Source organism: Agrobacterium sp. ST15.13.013 (assembly GCF_027956525.1).
Taxonomy (GTDB): Bacteria; Pseudomonadota; Alphaproteobacteria; order Rhizobiales; family Rhizobiaceae; genus Agrobacterium; species Agrobacterium salinitolerans.
Genome location: NZ_JAQKGP010000001.1, coordinates 112,769 through 133,532 on the forward strand (window position 1 = coordinate 112,769; position 20,764 = coordinate 133,532).

The window sequence follows — 20,764 nt, forward strand, 5'->3', positions numbered from 1 at the left end:
ACGAGGCTCAGCCGCTTCATCGTTTCAGATCATGACGGCGGCGCGGGGCGTCTTGTGTCCGCTGGTACTGGCTTTGGACAAACCTCCGCCAGGGTCCATCGCAGGATTTCCCCCTGTTTGCCGCAGACGACGGCCGTATCCGCCTCGCGGGCCGCCTTGGCCTCGGGCAAGGTGTTCTTCGGAAATTGCCGCCACATCACGAAACGCCCACGGATCAGATTGGCATCGGCAGGCCCGTAGAGCTGGGAGAAGTTCATCAGCACGGTGACTTCCATGGGTGAGGCGTTGCGCAGCGAGCGAACCATGGCAAGACGCAGCCAGACATCGCCATTTGCGGGAAAACAAAAGAGCGAATGGCGAATAAAGGTCTCGGCAAAACCGAGACGCGCCGCGCCGGAATCGGATGCCGGATCGACGCCATTCGCATCGAGATCGGCCAGAACGAGCCTTAGACCGGCTTTGACGATATCCGAACGGCAGATTTTTTCGGTGACGATGGGCTGAAGTTCAGGGATTGTTTCCGCAAGGAGATCAGGCGCAAGGCCATTATTGTCGTCGGCGATCCGCGCCAATGCGACAATATCGGAAAAACGCCGGCTTTGCGAAAAGGCCTGGGCGGCGACGGACAGGACAAAGATGGAAATGACGAGAACCGGTACGACCGCGAGGGCTTTCCGCAGGCGGTTCACGCCGTTACGCCTGATCATGGTAATATCGTGTATAGCGCGAATGATAATATTCGCTTGAACCATAGGCGCGGTAAAGCTTCAGCTTTTCGGTGTCCACCTTGTTGAGGATGACCCCGAGGCACTTCTTGCGGATATGAACCTCATTCTCCACCGTGTTCCGCACCGCCCGGCGGGCGGTTCTGCCCCATTCCGTGACGAAGATGAAACCGTCGATCCGGCCCGCCATGGCGCGGGCGTCGACCACCGGCCCGAGCGGCGGCAGGTCGACGATGATATAGTCGAAAGCCGTGCTCGCTTCGGCCAGCAGCTTGTGCATTTGCGCCGAGGTCAGCAGTTCGGAAGAATGAGGGACACGCTGTTTGACCACCGTGGGCAGGAAAGCGAGACGCGTCTTTTCGTCATGAAGCAGCACGTCCTGCACGCTGCGGCCTTCCAGCAGGACTTCGAGCAGGCCCTCACTCGCGTGACGCGCCATGGCGCGCGTTGCGCCGGGATTGCGAATGTCGGCGTCCAGCAAGAGGACCCGCGCACCCTGCCCGGCGAGCAGCTGCGCAAGGTTGATGGAGATCGTGGATTTCCCTTCGCTCGGTAAGGCCGAGACGACGCCGACAATCCGGGCCCCGCTTTTGGCGGGAACGCCGAGATCGATGGCAAGCCTGGTGCTGCGCAGGGTTTCGGCGAAAGAGGAGAGCGGATGGTCGACCGCATAGCGCGCAACGCTGGTGGGGCGCGTCAGGGCCGGATGGCCGCCTTCCTGATCTTCTATTATGGCGTTGTTGTTCTGGATGAGCGGGGTATTGCCGAGGAATTCCAGCCCAAGAACATCACGGACCTGTTCCCCGGTGCGGAAAAAACGATCCCGGAATTCGCGGAACACGGCAATGCCGCCGCCTGCTGCGGCGCCCATGATCATGAACAGCGCCAAAATCATGGTTTTGTTCGGCTTGCTCGGGATTCTGGGCGGCATCGCCTTGGAAATCACCCGCGCCTCCGTCACGGGGAAGGATTGCTGCTGCATCGCTTCCTGATATCGCTGCAGGAAGGTCTGGTACATGTTCTTGTAGGTTTCGGCTTCACGCTGCAATTCGCGCAGCTGAACCTGTGTCTCGCTGGCGGAGTTGCTGATGTCGGTCGCCTTGGCGACACTTTCGGCGAGCGACTTTTCCCTCGCTTCCGAGACTTCCAGATCGCTTTTGTAACTTTGCGCGATGCGGCTGATTTCCTGGAACATCAGCCGGCGGTATTCCTGCATTTCATTGCGCAGACGTACCGCCTGAATGTGGTTGCTGCCGAGCCTGCTGGTAATTTCCGCCTCAGTCTTGGAGGCTTCGAGATATTTTTTGCGCAGATCGTTGGCGACCGAGCTGTCGAGAATATCGGTAACGACCGCATCGACATCGTCGGTGGCGAGAATATGTTCGATGCGTTGCACCCGCGCCCGCGCCCTGGCCGTTTCCGACTGCGCCAGGATCAGCGCGCTGTTGGATTCCGCCAGCTGCTGATCGGAGAGCAGGCCGTTAACGCCGGTCGAGATCAGATTATGTTCGGCGCGAAACTTCTGCACGGCCAGATCGGTTTCGAGCGCCCGCTGGCGCAGCTCCGCAATACGGTCGGACAACCAGTCGCTGGCGCGTCTCGTCGCCTCGTATTTGGAATTCAGCTTGTCCAGCAGATAGGCCGAGGCCACGGCATTGACGATCTGCGCGGCGAGAACCGGCGATGTCGAATTATAGGTGAGTTCCAGCGCGTAGGTCCGGCCGATGCGCTTGACACTGAGGCCGTTGAGCAGCTGGTCCGACAGCGCTCTCTTTAGGGTTCCATCGTCAACCACCGCCTCTTTTTTCTTCGCTGGCGAGAACCATTGGGAAACATTGACGAGTGAGCGGATGGTGCCGAATATCGAGCCTAGAAGTGATGCGCGTGTTGCCCTGAATTCCTGGTTTTCGGTGAGGTTGAGACTATCGACGACGGCAAGCCCGATGGTTTCCGATTGCAGAACCTCGACCTGGCTGAGAATGGAAGCTTCATCCTCTATGACGCCGCCAATCGTCGAAAGCTGTTCGACAATCTGGCTGTTATTGCGGTCGATCAGCAGCGTCGCCGTCGCCGAATAGATCGGAACGGCCGTTGCCGCAAAAGCGAGGCCGATTGCCCCGGCGACTGCGACCGCGGCAAGCACGATGCGCCATTGTCGGCGGATCATTGCAAGAACGGCGTCGATATCGATAAACTCGGACGTCAGCCCGCCTTTATCGTAGTCAGCCATCGTCAGGGGATCGTGCCTTTGCAACAACTGTCAGCCTCGCTATTTTCGGCGGGCGCAACGCCCGCCAAGTCACGGTTGCATCACAGAACTGGCGGCAGCCTTCCCCGCGGGAAAGGCGACAAAGCCAAACTCAAACGGGACTTGTGCTGACAGGCGTGGTGGTGCTGCCGGTCGAGAAGAAATTGTTGATCGTGGTGAAAAAGGACGTGCCGGTGCTGCCTGTCGTTCCGCCACTACCGCCGCCGCCGACAGGTGCGCTTCCGCCGCCCGCCTGTGCGGTGCCATCTGCGGTGCCTGCCGTTCCCGAACCGCCGATGCTGTTGGTGCTTGCCGGCGAGGAACCGGCTCCGCCGATCGGCGATGCCGTCGCCGCGGTAGCCGCAGGGGCGGCCGGACCGGCAGCCGTTCCTTGGATATTCTCGCTAAAGGCGATCAGAAGATCGGCGGGCACGTTTGCGCCCTTTGTCTGCAACTGAATGGCGGCTGCCAGTATCGTATTGCCGTTCCTCATTGCGGTAGCATGGGCAAGCGCCAAGCCTTCGCCGACGACTTCGGAGAAGTCCTTGTTACCGACCTTTTGGGCCAGTGCGACGATGGTGGGCAGCTGGCCGGAGTCACTCAGGATGAGGCCGGAAAGCTGTTCGGAGAACTGCGCTGCGCTGGTGGACACGGCGATGATCGGAAACCCGCTCGTCACTTTTCCGGTTACATCGGCCGTTGCCGCATCCGTGCTGGAGGCGATGGTGATCAGATCACTGATCATCCCCTGCGTCGGAGACTGCTTGAACAGTTCCGCCGTAGCAATCGAAACCGTGTCCGGATTGCTGGTGTTGACGCGGTTCAGAAATGCGGCGGTGGTTTCATCGGCGGCCTTGACGGGCCCGCCTGTTGCCCCGCTCTCAACGGAGGGCGTCTGCTGCGGTGCAGTTTCCACGTTCTGTGCGTTGGCGACAACGGAAAACAGACCCATGTTGGCGATGAACATCGCACCAACGAGCATCGAGCCGTTACGAATGCGGGGCATCCAACTCTCCAAATCTTTTAAAATACGACTTTAAATACATCCAATGCCAGGCAAGTTTACCCAACATCTAAAATTTCCTTCTAAATCGCACAGCCCAAGCAAAGGATCAAGCACTAAATAAACTTGCTGCGGAAACCCTCAGCTATTGTTAACAGCCGCCCTTGCCTTGTTTCGGTTTGTTCATGACACGGCGACTTTCCGTGGTGACGTTATCAGCCGGTCACGCAGCCAGATATTGGCCGGCGTCTCGACAAGGACGTGAAAGACATGGGCTATGGCGACGGTGCTGACGACGATGACGAGATAAACGAGGTTGCCCCATTCGGGCGGGAACGTCACGCCGCCGAGCGCGATCTTGAAACCCCGGAAGATAAAGGGGTGCAGCAGGTAAAGCGCATAGGATGAATCGCCGAGTTTCGCCAGCGGCTGGGCGACACGGGGCAGGGAGATGTTTCTGGTCAAGGTCGCCGCCGACATCAGCAAAATCGCGCCGCCGCCGAAAACCAGCAGCCGCGAAAACGAATAACAGCCCGGATCGCACTTGAACCCTATCCTGTTCAGATCGGTGAGCATCCAGATCGCCATGCCGCACAGGGCCGTTGCAAGTCCGAGCAGGGGCGGCAGGCGAACGCCTCGCAGGAAGAGGACCGCGATGAACATGCCGGCGACAAATTCGAGAATGATCGGCTGGAACCAGAAGCTGAACGGCAGGCCGAGATCGAATGCGGAGCCGATCATGACGGCGGCAAACAACACGCCGGCTGTCGTGAAAACTGCGCGCTCCAGCGGCAGGAAGATGAACGCTGCGAAAACGATGTAAAAGAACATCTCGTAATTCAGCGTCCAGCCGAGATCGATCAGCGGAAACGGATAGGCGTCGCCATAACCCATGCTGTCATAGGGAATAAACAGGTAGGAGGTGAGGATCGACTGTAGTGGCGGAAAGGCCTTTGCGCTGATAATGGTCACGCTGGCGGCCATGGCGAGCCGCAGGGTCAGCACAAACCAGTAAAGCGGGACGATGCGGAGGAACCGGCGCAGCAGAAATGCGGAACGACCGCCCGTCGCGGCAAAATAGGGCCGGGATGCATAAACGATGACGAAGCCGGAAATGACAAAAAACAGGTCGACACCGCCTCCCAGCCTCAGCAGATGCAATGGAAAAAGTGTGAATGGCCAGTTCACGTCCGCGTGCAGCGCAACGACCATGGTTGCCGCAACGGCGCGCATTAGCTGAAGGACATCGAGACGCTGCGCGCCGGCAGCGGGCGCTTTCTTAAAATTTTTCATCATCGTCAATCTATAAAAATAAAGATATATTTAGTATTATATCGCACCCGATTTTGCGGGGCGGAAGTCCAGTATTCAAGCAGGCTATCATGCAATAGCGCGACGCGATACACACAATTTTGCGATGCGGCATTTCCTCCGCATCAGTCAGAAAACTTCCAGAACCGTAAGCTGGTCGCTGACGGAAAGCCGGTATTGCCCGCTTTCCTGCGTAATTGTCTGCTGGCTCACGGAGCCGTCATCGCGGAAACGGTGTGCGATAACGTGACTATGCTGGCCGGCCACCGAAAATGTGGCAACCCGTTCGGCGGGCGGGTTTTCGATGCGGGCTGGCCACTGCCAGCCGGAAATTCCAAGCCAGACAGGCACGAGCAGAGCACCGTCCGGTCTTGTAAGGTGCAGGGCCAACCTTTGGGAATCGTCGGTAAGGAAATCGAGCTGTCGTTCCGCCGGTCCGGTCTGCCGTTCCGCCCTGCAAAGGGAAAGAAGGATGCGAACGGCCTCGTAAGCGGGGGTGCGGCTTAAATCATGGCGCAGCAGGCCGAAGGAGGATTCCGGGTTTGTCTCATCGGCGGCGAAGCTTGAAACCATTTCATAGATGTAGGACCGGCGGATGCCGCTGATGAAACACCAGAGCAGCATGCGCGGCATATAGCGCGCCTTGATGCCTTCGGTGACGGGGAAATGAAATGTCCTGGTCTGCAGAGAGGTATGGTAACCCATTTCCGTGGCGAGCACCGGCCTGCCGGCCGCTATATGCGCCGAAGCGGCGACGGATTTAGAGAGCGCCCCCGGACCGGTGGTTTCGGGATGCTCCATCCCGGCATAAGGGTGGATATTGCCGTAATCGCAGGCATTTTTCAGGTCCTGCGCCAGCGCTCTGTTCGACAGGACATAACTTGGCGCCGCGACGGGCACCGTACTCAGGCGCGGAACCGAGCGGATGGTGTCGTGCAGCGCCGCCTGATGCTCCGCCGAAATGCGCGGAGCATTTTGCGGGTCCTTCGTCAGGTTGGGCTCATTGCTGCCTTCGAAAATATCGATACCCGCATCGCACCAATCGTAAAAATCCATGAGCCTGTCGAGCGGCGTGGAAACGTAAGGGTTGAGATTGTCGTAACAGATGACGGTGAGGCGAACGCCAGCCGCCACGATCCGTCGCAGCCGCCGAAAGACGGGGCTGTCGCGACTGTCTCTTGCGGCGATGAGCCCGTCGTCACGCAGATGCCGGACGCCCAGCGCTTCGAGCTCGGGCACGATCCGGTCGAACCGTTCCGGATAGACGCCCGTGGGGCGGGTGAAGTGACCGCACACCCCGACACTGTCGAGAAAGGCTTCGGTACTGGCCGAAGCAAGTCTCTGCGCCCTTGCCGAAGTAGCGCTAAGACCCGAGGCGGCGACCAATGCAAGGGGTGCTGCTGAAAGCAGGTTGCGCCGCGTCAGGCCACCCATCGTGGCTGGCGTTCTTCCATTCATCTGCGCCTCCGTGAGAAACGATAAGACAGACGCCGTCACATGGGCGTCGCCGTTTGAATGGCGGTCACGGTTGCCCGGTCTCGATATCAAAATGGTCCGGAAATCTTGGCATTTGCGGCCGCCCAAAATCCATCTCTTTGAAATAAAATGATATTATGAATTTCAGTTAAATCATTGCCTGCAACGCAACCGATTGCCGATTGCCTGCACTTTAAAGTGGCTAAACCGTAACACGAGGCCGGTTCTTTTCGCAACACCGCATGGCTTTTGCCGCGCCGCAAAAAAAATCACTTGAAATAGCGTCGATTCCCGTGCTTTTTGAAAAGTAGATTTTGGTAATTCATATTTTCAAACATTAGTTCTGCTCCGGCTCTTTATATTTTTGCAGATGTCTCACTGGTCTCCTGGAATGAAGGGAGACAAACGAGCCCGGGATGGACGCCATAGATTTTCGATGAAGGAAAACAGAGCGTATCCGCATGAGAATTCTCCATCTTAGCAGCCTTTATCCGCCGCATATCGTTGGTGGATGCGAGCGTTCGGTCGAACATCTCGCCGAGGAACTCGTCTCCATGGGACATACGGTCGGCGCCGCCTGTATCGAGCGGCAGGCCGAACCGAAAACCATGCGCAACGGCGTCTCCGTCTACCGCATGTTCCATAATAACGATTTCTGGCTTGAGGACTGGCCGCAATATTCGCCGCAGCAGCGGCGCATGCAGAAGCTCAAGCAGCAGTGGAATTTCGACGTCGAAAAACAGTTCGAGGCCGTCCTCGACGATTTCAGGCCTGACGTTCTCAACACCCATTCGCTGCTGGATGTGACGACGCTGGTGTGGCGGGCGGCGCATAAGCGCGGCATTCCGATCGTTCACACGATCTGCGAATATGATCTCCTGTGCGGCAATGCCGCCATGTTCAAGGGCGGCAAGCCCTGCGAGCACATCCATCTCGGCTGTCAGGCGGTGAATTTCACCAAGAAATTCACCCAGCGTTATATCAGCGCTGTCGCAAGCGTCGGCACTGAAATCCTCAAGACGCATGTCAATCACGGGCTTTTCCGTCACATCCCGGAAAACCTGCGCCGCGTTATCTTCTATTCCTGCACGGTTCCGGAGGGCGATCCGGTCGCCCGCCGGCAGATCGACCGCACTGGCCGGCCGCTGACCTTCGGTTATATCGGCCGTATCAATACGGAAAAAGGCGTCGGCAACATGGTCGATGCCTTCAGGGAAATCGGTCACGGGAACTGGCGCTGTCTGGTCGCCGGCCATGCGATGGACGATTCGATCGAGCGTTTCACGGCTCAGGCCGGCGATCTGCCGATCGAATTCGTCGGCTGGGCGAAACCGAAGGAGTTTCTCGAAGAGATCGATGTGCTCATCGTCCCTTCCTTCTGGGCCGAGCCTTCGCCACGCACGATCTACGAGGCTTATGCCATGGGCGTGCCGGTCATCGGCGCAGCCTCCGGCGGCATTCCAGAGCTGATCGGCGAGACCAACCATGACTGGCTGTTCGAACCGGGCAACGCCACCGACCTTGCCGCCCGTATCCGCCGCGTGCTGACGCTCTCGCGCGAAGAATTGCCGACGGAGGCGGATTTCGGAAACATCGTCGAGGAATCCACCTCGCGTCGGGTCGGCGAAAATTATGTGAAACTCTATGAGGACGTCCTGACGAGCAGCAGGCAAAGCCGAACCCTGCGTGCATCTTAACCGGCAACGGACCCGGTCCGTTGCCGCGGTTTTCTTTGAAGGAGAGGGCATATGGCGGGAAGCAATAAGGGCAGCCTCCGCTTTCACGGCCTGGGCGTCGACTGTTTTGCGGCGGTTGCGCATGGTGCGTCGACTCGGCCGGGTTTACGGATGGTGGATTGATGGCCGAAGCTACGTCGATAGGCAGCGCCGCCGTTACGGGTGTCTTCTGGTCCATCGTCCAGAACTGGGGCGGTAAGCTTTTCACCTCCATTCTCTTCATCGTTCTGGCCCGTTTCCTCAGCCCTACCGATTATGGCATGGTCGCCACCGCCGGGCTGGTGCTGATGTTGATCCAGATGGTGTCGGAGTTCGGATTCGCGGACGCGATCGTGCAGAAACGCAACCTGGAACCCGGCGACGTCAATCTGCCCTTTTATGCCTCGGTCACGGTCGCAACGCTGCTGGCTATCGCCGTCTGCGTGTTTTCACCGGAACTGGAACGCTGGTTCGAGGTCGAAGGGCTGGCGCCGGTCATCGTGGCGATCTGCATATTGCTGCCGCTGAACACGGCTTCGCTGTTTCAGGAGGTGAATTATCGCCGTGCTTTGGCTTTCAAACCGCTGGCAATCAGAACCTTCATCTCGAACATCGTCGGCGGTGGCGTGGCGATTGTTTTCGCGATCACGGGCATGGGCGTCTGGAGCCTCGTCGTTCAAACCTATGTCGCCACCCTCGTCACGCTGATCTGGCTCTGGCGAAAGCCGCATTGGCTGCCGGGCACCGCTCTCAATCCCGGCACCTTCGTCGAACTGCTTCGCTTCGGTTCGTCGGCGCTCGGGCTTCGCATTGTCGATTTCGCGGCCACGCGCCTGATCGATTTCATGATCCTGGGACGTTATGGCGTGGCCGTCTTCGGACTCTACACCGTTGGCAGCAGGCTCTATCAACTTATGATGCAATTGCTTCAGTCGGCACTTTATGACGTCTCGCTAACGGTGCTTTCGCGCGTCTCGCACGAGCGCGACCGCATGGCGGAACTTTACAAGCGGTTGATCGCAATATCCGCTATCGTCTCGACACCAGCCTTCGTGCTTTTTGCGGCATTGACGCCGGAGATTTGCCGCGTTTTGTTTGGTGCGCAGTGGCACGGGGCAGATGAGATCGCGAGACCCCTGCTGCTGCTCGGCGCTTTACAATGTGTGCAATTTCAAAACGGCCCATTTCTCTCCGCACGCGGCCGCCCGAACAAGGTATTGATTGCCGGCGCCGCCAAATCGATTGCCACAATTCTGATGATTGTCTTCATACCGACCGACGGTATCGATGAACTCGTCACTGTTTACGTATTTGGTCAACTTGCTTCAACGCCCTTTACGTTCTTTTATGTTTCGCGTGAATTGGGCGTGTCGCTCCAAAAAATAATGTCTCTGCTTCTGCCGAGTTTTGCCGCCAGCGGTCTTTGCTTTATCATCGTTCAATGGATGCGTCCTCAGATTGCCGCCCTCAGTTTAGGCGATTTCATGTCCGCAATACTGCTCGGTTCCATTTTTACATTTACTTATATTTTGCTCATAGCGCTGGTTGCCCGGACGCAGGCGCGGTCGGCCCTTGTTTTCGTCACGAGCAAGGTACTCCCACGGAAGGAAGTGAATGCGTAAGCTCATAAAAAAAATCATTCCCGCACCGCTGCATCGTGAATGGGTGAAGTACAATGAGAGCCGCAATCAGGATGTTGCTATTCGTCACTTCTTTCACACGCTGCAGGAGCAAAAGCGACGTATAAAAAACCTCGCCGCTGGGGATCATATAAGTCGGGTTCTGATTGTCGCGTGCGATCCCTATTCCGTTTTTGGCTCTATCGGCGACGATGCCATGATCACCGCGACAGTCCAGCATGCTCGTGCAAGAAATCCTGATGTCGAAGTCGATATACTGGTCGAAGGTACAGGTGCTTCGGATTTGGTTCGTCAGAGGGGATTTAATCCCGTCGATCTCTTTGGCGAAATTGATTTTTCCGGAGCACTTCTTAACCACTTTGAAGCGCGGCGATACGATTGCGTCGTGGTGGTTGGGGCAGATGTGATGGATGGATATTATCATCCACTAGTCAGCGCAAAACTCCTGGCAAGTGCTGATTTGGCTGCGGCCGCCGGGATAAAAAATGTCATCCTTGGTTTCAGCTTCAACCAAGCGCCTCATCCCGCTCTGGCTATGTTTTATAGCGCCCTTCATCCCAATGTCTCAATTAATGTACGCGATCCGGTTTCCCTCAACCGCCTGCAATCATTCGCCAGGACAAACGCGGTACTGGTTGCCGATTCGGCGTTTAGCCTTGTTGCCTCAGAACCGGATGAAGACACAGTCTCCTGGATCAAACGGAAACGTAATGAGGGATACAGGGTGATGGGCTTCAACCTGCATCCCATGTTGTTCAAAAATGCTGACAGCAGCCAGGTCGACACCATCATAAAGCGTGGAGCCGAGGCATTGCACTTTGTGGCGGATGCACGGCCGGTCTGCTGGCTGCTTATGCCGCATGATTACCGGGATGGTTTCGGTGACGAATTTTGCCTTCAGGCGATTGCCGGGCAGGTTCCAGATTCACTGTCAGATCGGGTTCGATATCTGAACGGCAGGTGGTCCGCGTCCGTTCTCAAGGGCATTGCGGCGCAACTGGATGGAATTGTCAGTGGGCGCATGCATCTCGCCATAGCAGGGCTGGGTAAAGGCGTTCCGGTCATATGTATCGCCTATCAAGGGAAATTCGAAGGGCTATACCAGCATTTCGCTCTATCTTCGTCGGAACTGCTCGCTCCCTCCGCCTTCTATAGCGATGACGGCATCAGGAACGCTTTGATGGAGTTCGTCGACAATGCTGATGACCTTCGCGAGCAGGTCCAGCGGAAATTGCCTGATGTTCTCGGCCTATCAAAAAACAATTTTCAGATTTTCGAGTCCTTTCCAAAACAGAATCAATCGGTCTCATGAAAGTTGCTTTCGTCTCAGCCATTCCCGCCGTTCCCGCGTCCGAGGGCAATCGCAGCCGGATTCTCCAGTTGACGCGCGCCGTTCGCAGCCTGGGACATGAGGTGCATTTCGTTTATGTTGATACCCCGATTGCCGCCGATTTCGATCCGGCCGTGCATGAAGCAGAATTCAGCTCCGGGCGCCTGCATTTCGTATCACGGCAGCGGAGCCGTTTTAAAACAAGGCTTATCGGGGATTGGGGGCTCGAAGCTGAAGTGATCGCGTTTCGAGCCGTCCGAAAGGTCCACCGCCTTCTCGGTCGCGACAGCGGTTTTTATAATCACCTAGACGAGTTCTATTACCCGGAAATCGGCCGGCAGGTTCGGGATATTCAGCGCCGGCTTGGCATTGATGCCGTCATTGTCGAATATGCCTTTCATTCGCGGGCGTTCCTGGGGTTGCCGAAGGGGGTGCTGCGCATTCTCGACACCCATGATTCCTTCGCCGACCGACACAAGGCTTTCGTCAATACCGCGAACAAATATGGATACTGGTTTTCCGTTCCACCGAAAATGGAAAGCAAGGCTTTCCGCCGTGCGGACGTCGTTGTCGCCATTCAGGAGGAAGAGGAGCGGACGTTCAGGCAGCGGCAGGGGGCAGAGCCGCCGGTTGTTGCGACCGTCAGCCATACTCTCGATCTCGGTGGAAGAGTGGAAGACCTCAGTTCGAGCGACTTCCTGTTTCTTGGTTCCAGCAATGACGCCAACATCATTTCCCTGACGGGCTTCATTGACAACGTCCTGCCGATCGTCAGGGCGACACGGCCGGATATTCGCCTGGTCGTGGCTGGCAGCATATGCGGCAAGATCGGGGATAGGGACGGTGTTGTCAAACTTGGCCGTGTGGACAGCCTGAAGGAAGCTTTCACCCGTGCGCCACTCTCGATCAATCCCATCACGCTTGGAACGGGCATCAACATAAAATTGCTCGACGCTCTCGCCGCAGGTGTTCCCACGATCAGCACCCGGACAGGCGCGAGGGGACTTTCGGAACGATACCGGCGCGGCGTGGTCATTGTTGGCGATGGCGATCATCAGGCTTTTGCCGACGCAATCCTGCAATTGGCCGCGAGCCAGGATCAGCGGCAGGAACTTGGAAACAAAGCCTTCGAGGACGCGATTGAGTGGAACCGCCGGCAAATGACGGTGCTGAATAATATTCTGACCGGCAGGAAGCCTGAATAAGGTATGAGTTTTCCGCTGGATGCCGTCTCCCGCCGAGGGGACCGATAATCCGTGATGTCCGTCGCTGCGCCCGTCAAAGGGTTGTTCTTGGTGGGCGGATCGATGTATTCAGGGGCCGGATCGTCACTTGAACCCGCTGGTATATGGAAACGTCGCTTTATCTGCCCGTCAAAGGCTTTCTTGAAAAGGCTGGTTACACCGTCAAGGGTGAAGTTGGTGGTTGTGACCTTGTGGGTCTGAGCGACGACGACCCGGCTGTTGTCGTGATCTGTGAGCTGAAACTGAGCTTTAATCTGGAACTTATCCTGCAGGCTGTCGATCGGGCGGCTATCGCAGATGAGGTCTGGATCGCGGCGCGGGTCTCGGCCAAGGGCAGGGGCCGTGAGGCTGACAAACGTTACCGGGATCTCTGCCGCAGGCTCGGGATCGGCATGCTCGGTATTTCCGATGCCGGCGATGTCAGCATTCTCGTCGGCTCCGTGACCCCCATGCCGCGCACCAATCCGAAACGGCGCTCCCGGCTGATGCGCGAACACCAGAGGCGGCGTGGCGATCCGGCAGTGGGTGGCAGCACACGCGCGCCGATCATGACCGCCTATCGCCAGCAGGCACTCGGCTGCGCAGAGGCGCTGGCATCAGGCCCCTTGCGCGTACGCCAGATCAGGTCCAGCGTCCCGGATGCCGGCAAAATCCTGCTCGCGAATGTCTATGGCTGGTTCGAACGGCTCGATCGGGGAGTCTATGGCCTGACCGAGGCGGGGCAGGAAGCCCTGCAGCGATGGCCGCAACCGGCAACCTGACACGAAACGGCTCGTCCCATAAACCGGAAGCCCTTCTCGGCCTTCCGGGTCCTGTTGAATGGCAGCCGCTATTCCGCCGTTGCCTGAATGTCGACCTTGTCGAGCAGAAGCATCGAATTGTCAGAAGCGGCAACGAGATCCAGAAGGCCGAGGCCATTTGCACCTGTCGATTTGACCGTGACCGTCAGGGTTCCCGGTGTGCTGATGAAGCGGCCGAGCGCCTCCACCGCATTTTGCAGTTTAGGCTGTTCAGCCGCGACCTGTTGCAGCAGGGCATTTGCCACCAATGTCAGGGTGGCGCGAATCTCTGCCTCGCTCATGTGGTTTTCCAAAGAATAAAGCTTGATCGCCTTGGCCATCAAACCTTCGTCCTCGATCGTGAGTTTCACCTCGCGGCCGGCAAGCCCGAAGAGCGCAGCCTGGGCGCGACCGATGTCGAAGGAGAAGAATTCTTCCGTAAACCCGCTCGCGAGACCGGAGAAATTGACGCTGCCAATATCCTTGCCGCTGAAGGAGATTTCCCGGATCATCAGATTGTTGTTCGGTTCGTCCCAACCCGCGGAAAGGCCATAAGACAGGGCGAGCGACTCGATGCCCAGCTTGCGCGCTTCAACAAGAACCTCCTCCGACGAGTCCGCCGGGATGGGAAGAGTCAGATCGTCCTGCCGGATCGTAATGTCGGTCGGAATGCCGTTGAAGGGTTTTCTCAGCCCCATTTCGAAATTCTTGAGTGTGAACTTGACGCGCTCCGGCGTGCCTTTCGTTTCCTCGTTTGCCTCCTCGTCCGATTTTTCGGGCGCGGCCACATCGACATTGATGCCGCCAACACGGATCGTTCCGAGTTCCGGTATCAGACGGTTGAACGGAAAGGTCTCGATCTCCGTATCATCGAGCCCGGCGAGCTCGGAAATTGCCTTGATCGACGAACTCCAGTCAAAGCCCTTGAGGCTTGCCTCATCGACCTTGATCGAGTTGTCGCCATTTTCGATCGACATGCCGTTCATGCCGAGATCGAGTTTGCGGCTGTCCATCTGCATGTCGATACGATTGATGGTGGCCTTAACCCTCTTGCCAGCTGCGCCCTCGCTTTCGTCGGGCGCATCCACCTTCATCGCTTTTGCCCAACAGCCGCCGCCGCCCGGTCCGGCGGATGGTATGGGTCGCCCCGATGCGTCGCCTCCACCACCGCCCCATCCCGGTCCGAAGGATGCCGGTCCCGGTGAAGACGGACCACGCGGCCGTATGCCGCCTCCGCCGCCATCAAAAGACGCGCATTTCCGCCTCGAGCAGGGCGATAGCAAGATCAACGAGGAGTCCGATAGGAGACCGGAAGCGGCGTAACAGCGCCGCTTCACGCCCTCTCACGGCGTCCTCATGCGCGTGTCAGAGCAGCAACGTTGCAAGCGACGCCAGCAAGGCCGGCGTCATGACGAGGGCGCCCAGTTTGAGGAAGTCCAGCGCGCGCACATGCAGGCCTTCCCGCCGGAGTGCTGACAGCCAAAGGATGGTTGCGAGCGAGCCCGTGACCGACAGGTTCGGTCCCAGATCGACCCCGATCAGAACAGCGGCAGTGACATTGTCCGGCACCTGTGCAGCCTGAACGGCACTTGCGGCGAAAAGACCAGCCGGTAGGTTGTTGACGAGGTTGGAAAAAAGCGCGACGGCGACGCCGCCGATCCCAATGGCCTGTGCCTGCGAATGTTCACTCAGCGCCTTCAATTGCTCGGCGACCACGGCGGTGATGCCCGTATGGCTAACGGCTTCGACGATGACGAACAGGCCCGCAACGAGCGGCAGCACACCCCAGCTCACATCCTTGATGATCTCCACCGGGTTCTGCCGCACGATGGCAAGAACGAGGATAGTCGTGATTACGCCAGCGAGGAACGTCGGAAGGCCGAGATCCATGTGGAATGCAGAGGCTGACAGCAGCACGGCGGCGGTTGCCAGCAGGCCGACGCCCGCCAGTTTCGCCGGCAGGCTGAGGGTCGGGCGTTCCACCCGATCCGCGACGGTGTCTTCCGCGAGAACACGGCGCTGCGACCAGTAAAGCGCAAGAAAGGTGACAAGAATTGCCGCAATCGACGGAAGCAGGAACGTGTCCAGCCAGCGGGACAGCGGCGGCATCTCGCCGCCGGCAAAAATGACGAGGTTGGCAGGGTTGGAGATCGGCAGCACGAAACTCGCCGCATTGGCAATGAAGGCGCAGATATAAAGGTAAGGAAGCGGATTCTTGACCCTGGCGGCACGGCAGGCCGCATAAACGGCAGGCGTCAGGACGACGGCGGTGGCGTCGTTGGAGAGAAGCGCGGTCACGACGACGCCGATCAGGTAGATCAGCACGAAGAGGCGCCGCGCCGACCCTCTTGCGTAAGAGATCGCAACGGCGGCGACCCAGTCGAACAGACCTTCACGCCGGGCAAGCTCAGACAGCAACATCATGCCGGTCAGGAACAGGTAAACGTCGAGACCCTTGATCACCCCTGACCAGACTTCCGCAGGAGTCAAAATGCCCAGCGCGAGGATCAGCAGCGCTCCTGCGACGGCCCATACGGCCTCGGGCCACCGGAACGGCCTGATAACCACCCCTGCCGCAGCAGCGACCGCAATGGCCGACGTATAATACGCAGCGCTCATGTGTTTCCTTGATGCTGGTTGTTGAGGTTGATCAGGTGGTGGGTTGCGTCTGGTTATTTCAGTGTTGTCTTCGCGTTCGGGAAGCCCGGCGGGAACAAAAGGGATTACCGGCATTCTATACAATGTCGGAAGCGGGCTGACCACAAGTCTGCCGACAATTACCTCAGTGAGGAGGCCAGTCCTGTTTCGTGCTTGAAGCTTTGCCGTGCATTTCCGACGCTTGCAATCGGCGAGGAGACCATGCTTGTTCACTGTTCAAGCCGCATCTACGCGTTTTCCAGCGCGCGTAAATGCCGGAATACCGCCCGCCCGCCGACGCACTGCATCGAGGAGTAAGGCATGAAGAAGCTTATCAACGATCCATCCACCGTTGTCCGGGACATGCTGGAGGGCGTCGTGGCGCTCAGCCCGCAAACCACTCTGCTTCTGGATGGGAACGTGATCATTCGATCCGGGCTGCCCGAGTCGGAGAAGCGCAGGGTGGCGGTGCTTTCGGGCGGCGGCAGCGGACATGAGCCTGCCCATGCCGGTTATGTCGGCGTGCTGGCCATCGTCAAGAACTATACCGGCGACCGGCTGAATTTCGGCTTGGCGGCGGAGCTGGCGAGGGCCGAAGGAATCCCTGTCGAGATCGTTGTCGTCGCCGACGACGTTGCCTTGAAGGATACGGTTCCCGTCGATCGCCGCCGCGGGATTGCGGGAACGGTGCTCGTCCACAAGCTCGCCGGGGCCGCAGCGGAAAAGGGGCTTGCTCTTGAAGAGGTGACCCGCATCGCCCGGGAAGCCGCCCAAGCTCTCTTTGATGGGTGTCTCGCTGGGCTCCTGCACGCCGCCGGCTGTCGGCAAGCCGGGCTTCGTGCTGGGTAAGACCGAGATTGAAGTCGGGCTCGGAATCCATGGTGAGCAGGGCGTGCAGCGGATGCCCATCGCCTCGGCTGACGCGCTCGTGAAGCTGGTGATCGAAACGATCGAGGCCGACGGCAAGCTCGCCGGCGGCGATCGCGTCGCGCTGCTGGTCAATGGCCTAGGGGCAACGCCACCGATGGAACTCGCTATCGTGGGCACGGTCGGCGGTCGTGCTGCTGGAGGCGAAAGGTGTCGTCGTGGAACGCGCCTGGGCCGGCGCCTTCCTTCGGCCCTAGATATGCCGGGTTTTTCGTTGTCGGTCTTGCAAGTCGACGATGCAGCGCTGCAAAGGCGACAGCCTCGATGAAGCCACGGCTCGGGCGCGCAAGTTACCTCGGTGAGTGGGTGGTCGGTCATCCCGATAGGGGCGCGGTCGCCGTCGGTATCTGGCTCGAAGCTATTGATGGTGCGTGAGGATCGGCCTTATCCCCGGTTAACTGATGTGGCGGTGGAGATGACTGTCCGCCGCCCGCTCCGTAAAGCGGGGATGGCCATCGCTGACACAGAGACTTACCGGCGGCCTGAAGCCGGAGTGGATTTTTCGAAGGTTGCCAGAATGTCTGTGAGCAGCTTCCGGCTCCTGGAAAGTCCGTTCATCTGTTCTTCAACCCTGCCGATCTGCATCCGCAGCTTCGATTTCAATTCGTCGCATGGCTGGAAGGCTTGCCGCTGATCAAGGGAGCAGGGCAGGAACTCCCTGACATTGGCGAGGGTCATGCCGGCATTGCCGAGCAGAAGGATGCGCTCGACGGTATCGACGTCGGCGACACTGTAGTCCCGATATCCGGCCTTCGTGCGGCCGGGCGTGAGAAGGCCTTCGGCCTCGTAATAGCGGAGCATTCTAATGCTCACACCTGTTTTCAGGGAGAGTTCGCCGATCTTCATTTCCAGCCCTTGACTCTGACAGCACTGTCAGACTGTAGGGAAGACGCTCCAAGATGTAAACACGCTTCAGGAGCTTGAAAATGACTGGAAAATCCCGCTTTCGTACCGAACTCGATGGCCGGACGGCGACCGCACAAGACTTATCACCTCTGGCCTTCGCAGGTTTTGCGCATTTCACCGCCATGCAGGTGCGGGACGGCGCCGCGCGCGGGCTGGATTTGCATCTCGCCCGACTGAAATCGGCGTCGCAAGAGTTTTTCGGCAGAGCCCTGCCGGATGATCTGGTGCGCGACCGGTTGCGGACAGCGATCCATGCAGGCCCGCCGGCCCTGTCGCTGACGGCTACCCTGTTTTCGCGCAGTGGGGAATTCACTCGGACGGGAGCAGAGAACGACCCCGCCATTCTCGTTCGCACAACGCCTGCCTTTGATGATCCGAAACAATCCCTGCGTCTGGCACTCGTCAACCATGAACGCCCCTTCGCAACGATCAAACATGTGGGTGAAGCATCAAAAACCTATTTCCTTCGCAAGGCCGTCGAGGGTGGATATGACGATGCGGCCTTTGTTGACGCGCGGGGATATCTGAGCGAAGCAACCATCTGGAATCTGGCCTTTTGGGATGGCGAGGCGGTGGTCTGGCCAAGGGCCGCCTTCCTTGCTGGTATCACGATGAGCATCATTCGCCGCCAGCTCGACGCGCTCGGCATCGCTCAGCGCGAGCAACTGATCCGTCCCGCCGATCTCGGCGATATCAAGGGCGCGGTCGTGATGAATTCCCTGACACCTGGCATTCCGGTTGAAGCTCTGGGGCCGCATCGCGTGCCCGTGGCGCCTTCTTTCGTGAAAATGCTCCACCAGGCCCATGACCGAGAGCCGCTGGTGAAAATCTGACCGAGGCTTAGCCGATCAGGTGCAGGCCCGCATCCGAGAGCCTGAGAATGGTGAGCCTGCCCGTGGTGTAAGCGCCGGTGTCGATGCCGATGCGCTGCGGGCCGGTCTCCGGTTGCTCCACCGGTGTGTGTCCATGGACGACGAGGAGGTCCAGCCCGGCTCCCTGTGAGAGGAAAGGCTCACGGATCCAGAGCATGTCCTCATCGGTCTGCGCATCAAGCGGCAATCCCGGTCTCAAGCCGGCATGCACGAAGATATAGGAGCCGATGCGGGCATAGACGGGCAGGCTGGATAAAAGCTGGCGATGCGGCTGCGGGATCGCGCCTAGCAGCGCATCCCTGAAAGGCTGTAGCCTGAGACGGCCTTTATTCATGAAATAGTCGATATCGACCCCGTAGGACAGAAGTGTCTGGCGGCCGCCGAAGTCCAGCCAGTGCATATTCTGCTGCGGATTTTCGAGAAAATCATGGAAGAGCTGCTCATGGTTGCCGCAAAGCGCAATACGGCGCAGCGGCGCGGGCGGGGGCTGCAGCAAATGTTCGAGAACGCCACGGGAGTCCCGTCCGCGATCGACATAGTCACCGAGGAGAACGACCAGCGCGGGTGCGGGCTCGGGTCCCAGATCGGCGAGGATTTTCCGCTCCGCCTGCAAAAGCAGATCGAGGCAGCCGTGCACGTCGCCAATGGCGTAAATAGGGAAGGTGGCCGGCTTGTCGCCAAGGTCTATTCTACGCCGCCTCCGGTCGTCGCGGGGGGCTGGTTGCTTACGACCGCGAATCCAGTTGAATACCTTGGGCATAGCTGCCGATACTGTCTCTGCCGCACAAGGTCAAGGGCGTTGGAAACGGCTGTCGCATCCTGCGTCAAAGCCCGTGTCGAAGCCCCCACGAATGAAGCCCACGAGTGCAGGACTGACGGTCTAGAGTTTCAGCCAGATGCGCGGGTTCTCATGCGACTGGATCTTGATCCATTTCAGATCGACGGCTTTCCAAGGCTTGACGACATTGGTGCGGTTATCAAGCACCAGATCGCCCTGGCTGGTGCTGACGACCAGGACGGCATGGCCAATGCCATCCGTCGTGCGCGCCGTTGCGATGCGCAACGCGCCTGAGGGCCAGCCGGCGCGCAGGAGGCGTTGCCGCTTGGTCACCGCGAAATCTTCACAGTCGCCGCTTGCCGGGTTCAGTTTCCAGTCGTCTTCGCCGTCCTGTTCGCTGGCATAGATTATCGACGTGTTGATCTCGGCGTTGATGCGCTGGAGTTCCGCGCGCTTCTGTTTGCTCAGTTCCACCATATCGCGGTCGCCGATCCGGAGGCACTGGTCGGCGGCGCTCTCGCAGAATTTCGCAAAGGCAATGGGCGCGATGGTCGGGCGGCTCGTGGTCATGAACTGGCCAGGCCGCGATGCGCCGGGTTTCTGGGTGAGGCCGCCGAGCTGGACGGCCGATGCCGTTGTCGCAATACTTGCCGCCACGCTGGCAGCGACGGCAAAGATCTTTGCCAGACGGATTGTTTTCTTCGCCATGTCCTTGCCCCTGCACAATTGTCGTCTCTTATGCCTGGCACCATAGCGACCCATTCTTGCGGGCCGTTTAAGTCGATAGATTGCATTTTAACGAAATCTAATTTTGTTGCAGCGTGCTAGAAACAGTCGGAAAATTGGGCTCGCGCTCACCTGCAGCGGGTTCTACCCTCGGTGTCGATGATACAGGTTTGCTGCGGGACAGCGCGCCTGAGTTCACGCCGTGTATCGGGGGAGGCGCGGTTTACCGGCGGCCGGTCGTAATTTCGGTAAATTTCGAAATTGCGCCCGCCGATCGTTCCCTGCGCTCCGCCGCGGCCATCCGGCGTCACTTCGTAATTCTGGTACTGCTGGGCATGGGCGCACGCGAAGAGACCGATCACGGCGACGAGCACGCCGGCCGCGAGGCTGCCCCGCAATGCTGCCGCTTGCCGCCTGCCCAACCTCATGACCGTTCCTCCATTGACG

Annotated in this window: 19 protein-coding genes and 1 pseudogene; 9 read left to right on the forward strand and 11 right to left on the reverse strand. The window is 58.8% G+C overall.

The window, feature by feature from the left end; translation table 11 throughout:
* Positions 1-29: 29 nt before the first annotated feature.
* The 5 genes from PL597_RS00585 to PL597_RS00605 all read right to left on the reverse strand — a co-directional run bounded on the left by PL597_RS00585 (position 30) and on the right by PL597_RS00605 (position 6,745).
* A complete protein-coding gene (locus tag PL597_RS00585) occupies positions 30-707 on the reverse strand; it encodes a hypothetical protein (RefSeq protein ID WP_271364385.1) in 678 nt (225 codons plus the stop codon).
* Complete coding sequence (locus PL597_RS00590; protein ID WP_271364386.1) at positions 694-2,955, reverse strand: polysaccharide biosynthesis tyrosine autokinase; 2,262 nt, start codon at positions 2,953-2,955, stop codon at positions 694-696. The genes PL597_RS00585 and PL597_RS00590 overlap by 14 nt, the downstream gene beginning before the upstream one ends.
* Before the next feature lie 130 nt (positions 2,956-3,085).
* Complete coding sequence (locus PL597_RS00595) at positions 3,086-3,979, reverse strand: hypothetical protein (RefSeq protein ID WP_271364387.1); 894 nt, start codon at positions 3,977-3,979, stop codon at positions 3,086-3,088.
* A gap of 180 nt (positions 3,980-4,159) precedes the next feature.
* Positions 4,160-5,272 (reverse strand): acyltransferase family protein, encoded by a 1,113-nt coding sequence (locus PL597_RS00600; RefSeq protein ID WP_271364388.1) that lies wholly within the window; start codon positions 5,270-5,272, stop codon positions 4,160-4,162.
* Positions 5,273-5,416: 144 nt separating this feature from the next.
* The gene (locus PL597_RS00605; RefSeq protein WP_271364389.1) at positions 5,417-6,745 is read right to left on the reverse strand and encodes a hypothetical protein; all 1,329 of its coding nucleotides are present in this window, start codon (positions 6,743-6,745) and stop codon (positions 5,417-5,419) included.
* Positions 6,746-7,224: 479 nt separating this feature from the next.
* Here PL597_RS00605 and PL597_RS00610 point away from each other — a divergent pair, with 479 nt between their 5' ends.
* The 5 genes from PL597_RS00610 to PL597_RS00630 all read left to right on the forward strand — a co-directional run bounded on the left by PL597_RS00610 (position 7,225) and on the right by PL597_RS00630 (position 13,453).
* On the forward strand, positions 7,225-8,460 hold the full coding sequence (locus PL597_RS00610) for a glycosyltransferase family 4 protein (protein WP_271364390.1): 1,236 nt from the start codon (positions 7,225-7,227) through the stop codon (positions 8,458-8,460).
* 161 nt (positions 8,461-8,621) lie between these two features.
* Positions 8,622-10,100 carry a lipopolysaccharide biosynthesis protein gene (locus PL597_RS00615; RefSeq protein WP_271364391.1) on the forward strand — a complete coding sequence of 493 codons (1,479 nt, stop codon included), beginning with the start codon at positions 8,622-8,624 and terminating at the stop codon, positions 10,098-10,100.
* Complete coding sequence (locus PL597_RS00620; protein WP_142912049.1) at positions 10,093-11,430, forward strand: polysaccharide pyruvyl transferase family protein; 1,338 nt, start codon at positions 10,093-10,095, stop codon at positions 11,428-11,430. Before PL597_RS00615 ends, PL597_RS00620 begins: the two co-directional genes overlap by 8 nt.
* Positions 11,427-12,653 carry a glycosyltransferase family 4 protein gene (locus tag PL597_RS00625; protein ID WP_271364392.1) on the forward strand — a complete coding sequence of 409 codons (1,227 nt, stop codon included), beginning with the start codon at positions 11,427-11,429 and terminating at the stop codon, positions 12,651-12,653. The genes PL597_RS00620 and PL597_RS00625 overlap by 4 nt, the downstream gene beginning before the upstream one ends.
* 143 nt (positions 12,654-12,796) lie before the next feature.
* Entirely contained in the window at positions 12,797-13,453 is a 657-nt protein-coding gene (locus PL597_RS00630; protein WP_269823465.1) for a DUF2161 domain-containing phosphodiesterase, read from the forward strand.
* A 68-nt stretch (positions 13,454-13,521) separates the two neighbouring features.
* Here the strand turns inward: PL597_RS00630 and PL597_RS00635 are convergent.
* Positions 13,522-14,562, reverse strand: a pseudogene (locus PL597_RS00635) (hypothetical protein); the annotation flags it as partial.
* Between the two features lie 274 nt (positions 14,563-14,836).
* A complete protein-coding gene (locus PL597_RS00640) occupies positions 14,837-16,090 on the reverse strand; it encodes an arsenic transporter (protein ID WP_269823468.1) in 1,254 nt (417 codons plus the stop codon).
* A 339-nt stretch (positions 16,091-16,429) separates the two neighbouring features.
* On the opposite strand from PL597_RS00640, the gene PL597_RS00645 reads away from it, so the two are divergent.
* The 3 genes from PL597_RS00645 to PL597_RS00655 are packed head-to-tail and all read left to right on the forward strand — an operon-like array spanning position 16,430 to position 17,410.
* On the forward strand, positions 16,430-16,957 hold the full coding sequence (locus tag PL597_RS00645) for a dihydroxyacetone kinase subunit DhaK (RefSeq protein WP_271364394.1): 528 nt from the start codon (positions 16,430-16,432) through the stop codon (positions 16,955-16,957).
* Positions 16,947-17,303 (forward strand): dihydroxyacetone kinase subunit DhaK, encoded by a 357-nt coding sequence (locus PL597_RS00650; protein WP_269823470.1) that lies wholly within the window; start codon positions 16,947-16,949, stop codon positions 17,301-17,303. Before PL597_RS00645 ends, PL597_RS00650 begins: the two co-directional genes overlap by 11 nt.
* A complete protein-coding gene (locus PL597_RS00655; RefSeq protein WP_191216705.1) occupies positions 17,300-17,410 on the forward strand; it encodes a DAK2 domain-containing protein in 111 nt (36 codons plus the stop codon). Before PL597_RS00650 ends, PL597_RS00655 begins: the two co-directional genes overlap by 4 nt.
* A gap of 96 nt (positions 17,411-17,506) precedes the next feature.
* On the opposite strand, the gene PL597_RS00660 is transcribed toward PL597_RS00655, so the two are convergent.
* Positions 17,507-17,881 (reverse strand): MerR family transcriptional regulator, encoded by a 375-nt coding sequence (locus tag PL597_RS00660; RefSeq protein WP_077985170.1) that lies wholly within the window; start codon positions 17,879-17,881, stop codon positions 17,507-17,509.
* 80 nt (positions 17,882-17,961) lie between these two features.
* Here PL597_RS00660 and PL597_RS00665 point away from each other — a divergent pair, with 80 nt between their 5' ends.
* Entirely contained in the window at positions 17,962-18,774 is an 813-nt protein-coding gene (locus PL597_RS00665) for an aminotransferase class IV family protein (RefSeq protein WP_271364395.1), read from the forward strand.
* 7 nt (positions 18,775-18,781) lie between these two features.
* Here PL597_RS00665 and PL597_RS00670 read toward each other — a convergent pair whose 3' ends face one another.
* The 3 genes from PL597_RS00670 to PL597_RS00680 all read right to left on the reverse strand — a co-directional run bounded on the left by PL597_RS00670 (position 18,782) and on the right by PL597_RS00680 (position 20,745).
* On the reverse strand, positions 18,782-19,573 hold the full coding sequence (locus PL597_RS00670) for a metallophosphoesterase family protein (protein ID WP_269823471.1): 792 nt from the start codon (positions 19,571-19,573) through the stop codon (positions 18,782-18,784).
* A 120-nt stretch (positions 19,574-19,693) separates the two neighbouring features.
* On the reverse strand, positions 19,694-20,299 hold the full coding sequence (locus PL597_RS00675; RefSeq protein WP_137411487.1) for a transglutaminase-like cysteine peptidase: 606 nt from the start codon (positions 20,297-20,299) through the stop codon (positions 19,694-19,696).
* A gap of 146 nt (positions 20,300-20,445) precedes the next feature.
* Positions 20,446-20,745, reverse strand: a complete 300-nt coding sequence (locus tag PL597_RS00680; RefSeq protein WP_077985324.1) for a hypothetical protein — start codon at positions 20,743-20,745, stop codon at positions 20,446-20,448.
* Between the last annotated feature and the right edge of the window lie 19 nt (positions 20,746-20,764).